The organism is Endozoicomonas sp. ONNA2 (genome assembly GCF_024606365.1).
Classification (GTDB): domain Bacteria; phylum Pseudomonadota; class Gammaproteobacteria; order Pseudomonadales; family Endozoicomonadaceae; genus Endozoicomonas.
In genome coordinates, this window is the sequence record NZ_JAHHPO010000828.1 from 1 (window position 1) to 8,785 (window position 8,785).

The 8,785-nt window shown below is 51.5% G+C and carries 11 protein-coding genes; 9 read left to right on the top strand and 2 right to left on the bottom strand.

Annotated features, from left to right (window positions below; genetic code table 11):
- Positions 1-332: 332 nt before the first annotated feature.
- Both KDK14_RS14635 and KDK14_RS14640 read right to left on the bottom strand, forming a co-directional pair.
- Entirely contained in the window at positions 333-638 is a 306-nt protein-coding gene (locus KDK14_RS14635) for a hypothetical protein (protein ID WP_257265911.1), read from the bottom strand.
- 52 nt (positions 639-690) lie between these two features.
- Complete coding sequence (locus KDK14_RS14640) at positions 691-1,206, bottom strand: DUF2062 domain-containing protein (protein WP_257265912.1); 516 nt, start codon at positions 1,204-1,206, stop codon at positions 691-693.
- Between the two features lie 307 nt (positions 1,207-1,513).
- Between KDK14_RS14640 and KDK14_RS14645 the strand changes: the two genes are divergently transcribed.
- The 9 genes from KDK14_RS14645 (at position 1,514) to murB (ending at position 8,729) form a co-directional block, all read left to right on the top strand.
- The gene (locus KDK14_RS14645) at positions 1,514-3,451 is read left to right on the top strand and encodes a DNA internalization-related competence protein ComEC/Rec2 (RefSeq protein ID WP_257265913.1); all 1,938 of its coding nucleotides are present in this window, start codon (positions 1,514-1,516) and stop codon (positions 3,449-3,451) included.
- Entirely contained in the window at positions 3,400-3,813 is a 414-nt protein-coding gene (locus KDK14_RS14650; protein ID WP_257265914.1) for a ComEC/Rec2 family competence protein, read from the top strand. Before KDK14_RS14645 ends, KDK14_RS14650 begins: the two co-directional genes overlap by 52 nt.
- 133 nt (positions 3,814-3,946) lie before the next feature.
- The gene (locus tag KDK14_RS14655; RefSeq protein WP_257265915.1) at positions 3,947-4,612 is read left to right on the top strand and encodes a MotA/TolQ/ExbB proton channel family protein; all 666 of its coding nucleotides are present in this window, start codon (positions 3,947-3,949) and stop codon (positions 4,610-4,612) included.
- On the top strand, positions 4,609-5,037 hold the full coding sequence (locus KDK14_RS14660; protein ID WP_257265916.1) for a biopolymer transporter ExbD: 429 nt from the start codon (positions 4,609-4,611) through the stop codon (positions 5,035-5,037). Before KDK14_RS14655 ends, KDK14_RS14660 begins: the two co-directional genes overlap by 4 nt.
- A gap of 26 nt (positions 5,038-5,063) precedes the next feature.
- On the top strand, positions 5,064-6,110 hold the full coding sequence (gene lpxK, locus KDK14_RS14665; RefSeq protein ID WP_257265917.1) for a tetraacyldisaccharide 4'-kinase: 1,047 nt from the start codon (positions 5,064-5,066) through the stop codon (positions 6,108-6,110).
- Positions 6,103-6,294 (top strand): Trm112 family protein, encoded by a 192-nt coding sequence (locus tag KDK14_RS14670; protein WP_257265921.1) that lies wholly within the window; start codon positions 6,103-6,105, stop codon positions 6,292-6,294. Before lpxK ends, KDK14_RS14670 begins: the two co-directional genes overlap by 8 nt.
- Positions 6,294-7,139, top strand: coding sequence for a 3-deoxy-manno-octulosonate cytidylyltransferase (kdsB, locus tag KDK14_RS14675; protein ID WP_257265918.1), 846 nt, complete (start codon positions 6,294-6,296; stop codon positions 7,137-7,139). Before KDK14_RS14670 ends, kdsB begins: the two co-directional genes overlap by 1 nt.
- A 5-nt stretch (positions 7,140-7,144) precedes the next feature.
- Entirely contained in the window at positions 7,145-7,615 is a 471-nt protein-coding gene (locus KDK14_RS14680; protein WP_257265919.1) for a low molecular weight protein-tyrosine-phosphatase, read from the top strand.
- A 58-nt stretch (positions 7,616-7,673) separates the two neighbouring features.
- Positions 7,674-8,729, top strand: a complete 1,056-nt coding sequence (gene murB / locus KDK14_RS14685; protein WP_257265920.1) for a UDP-N-acetylmuramate dehydrogenase — start codon at positions 7,674-7,676, stop codon at positions 8,727-8,729.
- The last annotated feature ends 56 nt before the right edge of the window (positions 8,730-8,785 follow it).

Genomic DNA, 8,785 nt, shown 5'->3' on the forward strand with positions numbered 1-8,785 from the left:
GATCAGCTGGTCTGATGATGAGCGGTCTGACTGGCTTGCAGATATTCTGGAATAGTCCGGTGATGACCCTGATGACCAGGTAAACGACTGAACAGGTAAACGACTATTGATCAATGCCTTTGTGCTTGAAATGGTTAAAAATCCACACATCCACCTGCATCCATGCAGTTGTGCGGCGGCAGAAAATAGATCTCAAAATCCGCTTGTGCCCTTTAGGGTATTCACCTCACAAAACCGAATTTTTAGACCAATTTATTGCAACCGCAGCCAGGTAGTCTATCCATGAACAAACTCCTGGATTCACCCGGGTCACACGGCATCGCAGGCAGGCTTCAGGGCGTTTCCTGAAGGTATTGGCTTGGGTCAATGTAGAGACCAAGGGAGCGTTTATCAATGCGGTTTTCCTGATGTTCAGTCTTGCCGACTTTCTGATATCTGAAGACTATAGTATCACCAATGTTGACATCCAGCTGCTTGTCTGAAGACAGGTATTTGTATTCATCACCAGCAACGGTCAGGGTATGGATATAGTAATCCGGCATCCCCAGCCAGTCACTGTGGGGGCCGTCAGTGCTGACTGCTTCAAGCAGACCGCGACCTTTGAGCTTGGGTGGGCGCTTTTGAAAGTTTCTTTGCATGGGGCTTTTTTCTCTGGAGATTTTGGTATAGCGGTTAGTTAACAGGATCGGGTCAAGAACGACGTTTATTTCTCTGGCGCCAGTTGATCACAACATTCCAGCGCCAGAAAGCCCGAACCAGCAGGTAACTGGTCAAGCCGAGCACGGTGCCTGAAACCAGCGATCCCAGGTAAAGAGGCTTCCAGACACGGGCAAGTCCGGCACCCAGACCTTGTATCGTGAGTTCAAAGGAAGTTTCACTTACCGGTGTCTGAAGGATAAAACAGCCGATTTTGTATGTAAAATAGAATATGGCAGGCATGGTCAATGGGTTGGTAATCCAGACCAGTGCGGCAGAAAGAGGAAGATTGCACCGGAAAACAATGGCCAGACATGCCGCCAGAACCATTTGGAAAGGCATGGGAATAAACGCTACAAATATTCCAACAAAAAATGCGGCAGCAGCGGAACGGCGATTCAGCTGCCACAGGTTTGCATCATACAATGCAGAACCCAGAAACCGCAGGTGGCGATTTTCCTTAATGGTTTTTGGTTCCGGCAAATATTTTTTAATCAGTTTTTTCGCCATATCCTTCCACTATCTTACTGCTATCATGACATCAACTCATCATGCCCTGAGCTATGACTTTAGTTCATGGTTTACTGGGTTTGCCAGTATGAAAGTCTTGCCAGCTGCCCTGACCCGGTTCGGGATTGGCTTTTAAACCAGAAATTCTTCTATGCTTGCAGCTATTCATCGGCCATAACATGCCACTTTGTAATTAAGGAATGGTCAGTCATGCCAAGCCTGATGACTGCTATTCACTGCTATTCAAAGTAGCGCGAAACAGCACTTTCAGTGAGGTAAGGCTGCTAGTGAGGTAAGGCTGGGAATTATGCACTTGAACGGCAGGCAAAACGACGTTAGACACACGCAAGCGATCATAAATCCGGCAAGGGGATTGCTTTTATTTGCACTGTCCAGCGGCATTGCTTCATTAACTTGTGGTTTGTCAGTCCTGCTGTGGCTTGGTCTGCCCCTCTTTATCCTGTTGCTTTGGGTTTTATTTTCAGCCAGAGGCTGGTGGCTCCTTCCCCTGCTGGCGGGTGCCCTGGTCAGTTCGTTGTATGCAGTACATTACGCTGTCAACCGCCTTGATGACTATGGACAAGGTGGGAATATCAATATGGAAGGAAAGATTGCCAGTCTGCCGGTGACAGACGGTATGGCAACGCGCTTTGATTTCCAGGCCAGTGGTGGTGCATACCCCAAAAAAGTCAGGCTCAGCTGGTATGAAGCGCCGGTATTGCAGGCTGGAGAGACTTGGCAGTTAACTGTGAGATTGCGTCAGCCCCATGGTTTTTCCAGCCCGGGTGCTTTCGATTATGAGGCCTGGGCGGTGCGTCAGGGGATACAGGCCACAGGGTATGTGAAGGCCGGATCATTACTCGATCATAGTGTTACCGGGATCTATCGCCTTCATCAGCTCAGAGCGACTTTGCGCCAGTGGTTGTACTCGACAGTATCTGATGATAACCGGGGGCTTTTCTCAGCACTGCTGCTGGGCGATAAAACTGCCATCAACACTGAGCAATGGCAGGTGTTGAATGAGACCGGAACCACCCATTTGATGGTGATCTCCGGCCTGCATATTGGCCTTATGGCCTGGTTGGGATTTTCCCTTGCAACCATGGTCGGGAGGTTGGGACTAATTCCACTTCAAAGAGCACCCTTACCTGTGGTCAAGGCGTTGACAGGCATGCTGTTTGCCTTGTTTTATGCCCTGTTGGCAGGGTTCAGCGTGCCGGTGCAACGGGCCCTGGTGATGACCTTTGCCGCATTACTGGCGCCATTGCTGGGTATCAGCGCCTCTCCCGCAACACTCTGGTTGCTGGCTCTGGCTGCAGTGCTGGTCATTGACCCCCTGGCCATAACCAGTAATGGATTCTGGTATTCCTTCATCGCCGTCGCCGCGCTGCTGTTCGGCATGGTCGGTCGAAAAGAAAGGACCGGCTGGCCGGTAACCCTGCTTAAGCCGCAATGGCTGGTGTTTGTCCTGTTGACGCCTTTGCTCCTGTTTAATGGTCAGCCGGTATCACCTCTGTCGCCTTTGGTGAATCTTCTGGCTATTCCACTGATTGGCATTGCCGTTGTTCCCTTGTTGCTGCTCAGTGCATTTTTGCAGTTTGTGTTTCCTGAGACTGCCCACTTCATTTTGGTCGGGCTTGATTATCTGCTAACAGGGTTTCAATGGGGGCTGCAGTGGGTGTCTGGCCTGATGGTTCTTATTCCACCGCAGCAGGCTATATCCTGGCTGAGCCTGATTCTCGCTGTGGCCGGCATGTTGCTGCTGATTGCCCCGGCGACTCTGGGTTTGCGCTGGCTGGCACCGGTGCTGCTGATGCCCTCGTTGTTCTCAAAACCACTTGAGATACCGGCTGGTCAGGCTGAGGTCACGGTTCTGGATGTAGGGCAGGGGTTGTCTGTGTTGGTCAGAACACATCAGCACCTTATGGTTTACGACACCGGTGACCGTTTCTCACAGAGGTTAACAGCGGCACAGAGCGTTATCATTCCGGCGCTGTCCAGGTCCGGCGTGACCAAAATCGATCGCATCATGATTTCCCATGGTGATCAGGATCATTCGGGCGGTTTGCCAGCGCTGCTGTCCAGATTTCCGAATGTACCGGTTATCAGTGGCACCAAACTGCCGAACATTAAGCAAGATTGGGTTAAATGCCAACCCGGAGATCATTGGGAGTGGGATGGGGTTTATTTTCGGTGCTGGCCGGCAGTGATTACCGGCGTAGCAATGATGCCTCCTGCGTCCTGAAAGTAACAGCAGGATCCGATAGTCTTTTACTGCCGGGGGATATTAGCGGCCGGGTTGAGAAACGGTTAATAGAGCAGGGCGCTGAGCTTGAATCCAATGTGCTGGTGGCTGCCCACCATGGTAGCCGGTTTTCCAGTGGCTCCGAATTCCTCTGTGCTGTCCAGCCCGGAGTGGTTATTTTTTCCGCTGGCTTTGCCAATCGGTTCGGTCATCCGGCTGTTGCAACAGTGGGTCGTGCGCAAAATCTCGGGGCGCAAATTTTTAATACCGCTTTGGATGGCTCACTTTCGCTTACGCTCGGCAGTGGTGATCTCACCGTATCAGCATACCGCAGAACGCACGCCCGCTACTGGTGGCTCTGACTCTATCGGGTCAGTTACCGCTTAAATGGCGCGAATCTCTGTGATACAGTCTATTAATAATTTTGGGAACTGGCATGCCTGACATTAACCGGGTCCAGGAATCATGAATTTGTCTATATAAGGGAAGATTATTGTGTTCGAATTGGTGAAATCCGGTGGTTGGCTGATGATGCCTATCCTGTTTTCTTCAGTCATTGCCATGGCAATCATCTTCGAGCGGCTCTGGACGTTGAGACCCGCACGTATTGCACCCAAAAATACCCTTTCTCAAGTATGGCGGTGGATTAAGGGTAATGGGCTGGACAAGCGCAAGCTTGACCAGCTGAAAGCCGGGTCGCCACTGGGAGAAATTCTGGCTGCAGGTTTGACCAATGCCCGCAGTGGCCGGGAAATCATGAAAGAGAGTATTGAAGAACAGGCTGGCAAGGTGATCCATGACCTTGAACGTTATCTCAATACCCTGGGGACCATTGCCGCGATTGCTCCGCTGCTGGGCTTGTTGGGAACCGTGATTGGCATGATTGATGTCTTTACTGTGCTGATGGTTGAAGGCACCGGTAATGCCGGTGTGCTTGCTGGCGGGATTTCCAAGGCACTGATCACCACGGCTGCAGGACTTACCGTGGCTATTCCGGCCCTGATTTTCCACCGCTATTTCACCCGCCGCATTGATGAGCTGGTGGTTGCCATGGAGCAGGATGCGATCAAGCTGGTTGAAGTGCTGCAGGGTGACCGCAAGGGTTCCCTGTCCGCTTTGGGTTCTTCCCCTGCACTGGGCAGTGAGGCCAGGAAAAAATGAATTTCCGAAGACAGATAAATCCCCAAGAGGTGTCGATCAATCTGACACCCTTGATTGATGTGGTATTCCTGCTGCTGATTTTCTTTATGGTCTCGACCACCTTCACCAGGGAAACGCATCTGGCCATTAACTTGCCGGAATCCTCCGGAGCAGTGTTGCAGCAGCAGCCAGAGCAGATTGAGATCACCATCAGTAAGTCTGGAGACTTTGCCGTTGACGGTCAGGCACTGGTCAATGGTCAGCTTGATACGCTCAAGCGGGTACTGGATAAAGTCAGTCTGGGGGACAACAAGGTACCGCTGATTATTACCGCTGACGCCAATACACCCTATCAGGCGGTGGTTACGGCAATGGATGCTGCAGGGCAGCTGGGTTTTACCAACCTGAGCATGACTACGCGAAAAGATACCGAGCCTGATCAGTGAGGCTCTGGCAGCGGTTTGGCCAGTCTGTGACTGATTCCTGGTATTGTTCTTCCGGTGGCTGGACCCGGTGTCTCAAGCCACTGGCTTGCCTATTTTCTTATCTGGCTTCGAAAAGAAAACAGCGTTTGCTGCAAACATCGCGCTGGGCACCGCCTGTGCCGGTCATTGTGGTGGGTAATATCACAATAGGAGGAACCGGTAAAACCCCCCTGGTTGCTGCTCTTGTGTGGGAATTCCAGAAGAGGGGGTATCGGCCAGGGATTATCAGCCGTGGATTTGCTGCAAAAACCAGAGATATGCCCTTGGCGGTCAGGTCGGATTCAGACCCGGTAAACGCTGGGGATGAGCCGGTTATGCTCGCCCGACAGTTGAACGTTCCCTTGATTGTCGATATTGATCGGGTAAAGGCGGCCCGCTATCTCTGTGACCAGACAGACTGCAATCTGATCATCGCAGATGATGGATTGCAGCACTATAATCTGCTACGGCATATTGAGGTATTGGTTCTCGATGGTGACCGGTTGCTTGGTAACCAACTGTGTTTGCCTGCAGGCCCGCTTCGGGAACCACCGGAAAGAATAAGCCAGGTGGATATGATTCTGATCAACACCAACAGCGCTTCCCTGTCGGCTCAGGCAGTCGAAAGTCGGCTCGCCCTGGCGCCGCTGGGGCAAGATAAACTGTACTATTTTTCCCTTGAGCCCGGGGCGCCGGTCAGTGTAACGGGCATGTCGTTACACATGCCCGATACAGGCCGGGTTCATGGTGTTGCCGGCATTGGTTATCCGGAGCGTTTTTTTAATACACTGCGCTCCCTGGGATACGAGGTCATTAGTCATCCCTTTCCTGATCACCACTCATTTACGGCGAAAGATATCTGTTTTAACGATGATCTTCCGGTGATAATGACAGCCAAGGATGCCGTTAAATGCACCGGTTTTGCCGATCACAGACACTGGTATCTGCCGGTGACAACCCGGGTATCGGACTCATGTATTGAGCAGCTGATGGCAATGATTGAAGCTCGTAAGCCGGTATTTTCTGGCAGATCGCTGAGGAATAATGATGGATAAAACGCTGTTTGAAATTCTGGCCTGCCCGCTGTGTAAAGGGGGAGTGCGGCCAGATAAAGAGCGTCAGGAGCTGGTTTGCAGACCCTGTGGTCTTGCTTATCCCATTCGTGACGGTATTCCTGTCATGCTCGAAGGTGAGGCACGCACATTGACTGCTGATGAACGTATGGATGAGGCGCCCTGATGACACATGGCTTTTTATCGGCCAATGGCCCCGACTTCACAGTTGTGATACCTGCCCGTTTTGCCTCCAGCCGTTTGCCGGGCAAGCCATTGGCTGATATCGGGGGCAAACCGATGGTGCAGCATGTTTATGAGCGGGCGCTGGCCAGTGCCGCCGGAAAGGTTATTATTGCTACGGATGATGAGCGAATTCTGAAGGTGGCTGAAGGTTTTGGGGCAGAGGTATGCATGACGCTGGCGGGGCATCCTTCTGGTACTGACCGGTTGCAGGAAGTGGCCAGAATCTATGGTCTGAAGGATGATGAAATCATCGTTAATGTGCAGGGCGATGAACCTCTGATCCCCCCATCTGTGATCAATCAGGTGGCCAGAAATCTGCAGCTGTCGCCTGAGGCAGGGGCTGCTACGTTATCCAGTCCGTTGACCCGGGCGATGCAGATTTTCGATCCCGGTATTGTCAAAGTGGTTGCCGATGCCCGGGGATATGCACTTTATTTCAGTCGTGCACCCATTCCCTGGGCACGGGACGATTTTGCCACGGAAGAAAAAAGAGTATCGGCAGACGCCTGCTTCCAGCGTCATATAGGTATCTATGCCTATCGGGTTGAGCTGCTGAATCATTATGTGACCTGGGGTGTCAGCCCGATTGAGCACATGGAGTCTCTTGAGCAGCTTCGACTGATGTGGAATGGCTATCGGATTCACGTGGCCGAAGCGATAGAAATACCGCCCCACGGGGTCGATACGGAACAGGATCTGCTGGCAGTTCGTGCAATGCTGGAAAGAGCCCATGAAAGCGGGCCGGAAACAGAACTTGAGCACGGTGAAAAAACGGTCAGGGCCTGAAAATAATGACAAAAGTATTGTTCGTCTGCCTGGGAAATATCTGTCGGTCACCCACTGCCCATGGTGTTTTTGCCCATCAAGTGGCAGAAGCAGGCTGGTCAGACTCTGTCAGAGTTGATTCAGCGGGCACCAGTGGCTGGCATGACGGGGCATTGCCAGACAGCCGGTCAATGCAACAAGCCGCAGATCATGGTTATGACCTGTCATTCATTCGCTCCCGCAAGGTTGTCCCCGCTGACTTTGTTGAGCAGGATTATATCCTGGCCATGGATAGGGAAAACCTGAAGGACCTGCAACAGAGCTGTCCGCCTGAACATGCCCATAAGCTGCGGCTTTTTCTTGATTTTGCTGACCTGCCAGTCTCTGAAGTGCCGGACCCCTACTATGGTGGTAATGAAGGATTTGCGCGGGTACTTAATCTTGTTGAGCTAGGTGGGGTTGCGTTGCTGGACCATTTGCAGAAAACCCACAAATAGCATCTTTCTATCAGGCTGTGCGGGTTGATCCCTCCAATATCTATTGAATTAACTATCAATGAATTTTCCGGTCGCGATTTGTCATAACTATTCCCTGGTGGAGAAAAATACCCTGGGGTTGCCATCCACTGCCAAATACTACGCTGAGGTAAATTCGGTTGTTGAACTGCAATCGGCACTGGCTTTTGCCAGGGACAAGCAGTTGCCCGTTATTCCCCTCGGCGGTGGCAGTAATGTCGTGCTTGGCGATGTTCTGGATGCCCTGGTTGTGCACGTTAATCTCAAGGGAAGAACGGTGTTGAATCGTGATCAGGATTATGTTCGGGTCCGGGCCCGGGCGGGAGAGAACTGGCATGAGTTTGTGTTGTGGTCTCTTGATAACAGGGCCTATGGGCTGGAAAACCTGTCCTTGATACCGGGTAACGTAGGCGCAGCACCTATACAGAACATTGGTGCCTATGGTGTCGAGTTGATGGACTCTTTCGTTTCATTGGAGGCGATGAGCCTTGAATCGGGGCTGGTGGAATATTTTGATCGGCAAAGTTGTGGCTTTGGTTATCGCGATTCGGTATTCAAAGGCGAAAAGCGTGATCAATATATTATTGTCTCTGTGACCCTGGATCTTGATGCAACATTAAAACCCAATCTTGGCTATGGCCAGTTAGGTGATCTGCTGGCCAGACGTCTTGGTGATCAGGCACCATCCGCAGTTGATGTCAGTCGGGCTGTTTGTGATATTCGCCGGGAAAAGTTGCCGGATCCCTCTTGCCTGGGTAATGCTGGCAGTTTTTTCAAAAACCCTGAGGTATCACCGTCAGAGATGGATCGCCTGAAGCAGATATATCCGGATATTGTCGCTTACCCTCTTGGCCAGAACTGGAAACTGGCCGCTGGTTGGTTAATTGATCAGGCCGGGATGAAAGGTGCGCGAAAGGGTTGTGTAGGGACATATCATAAACAGGCACTCGTGCTGGTTAATCACGGTGGGGCCACTGTCCGGGATGTGCTCTCTTTCTCCGGGCAGGTTCAGCAGAAAGTCAATGACAAGTTTGGTGTTCAGCTGGAACGCGAGCCACGGCTTTATATGGGTGATGTTGATAAGATATCTCATTGACTATAACCTGAATCCGTAAGGTTTTGATTGCACCGGAAGAATTTTACCAATTTAAT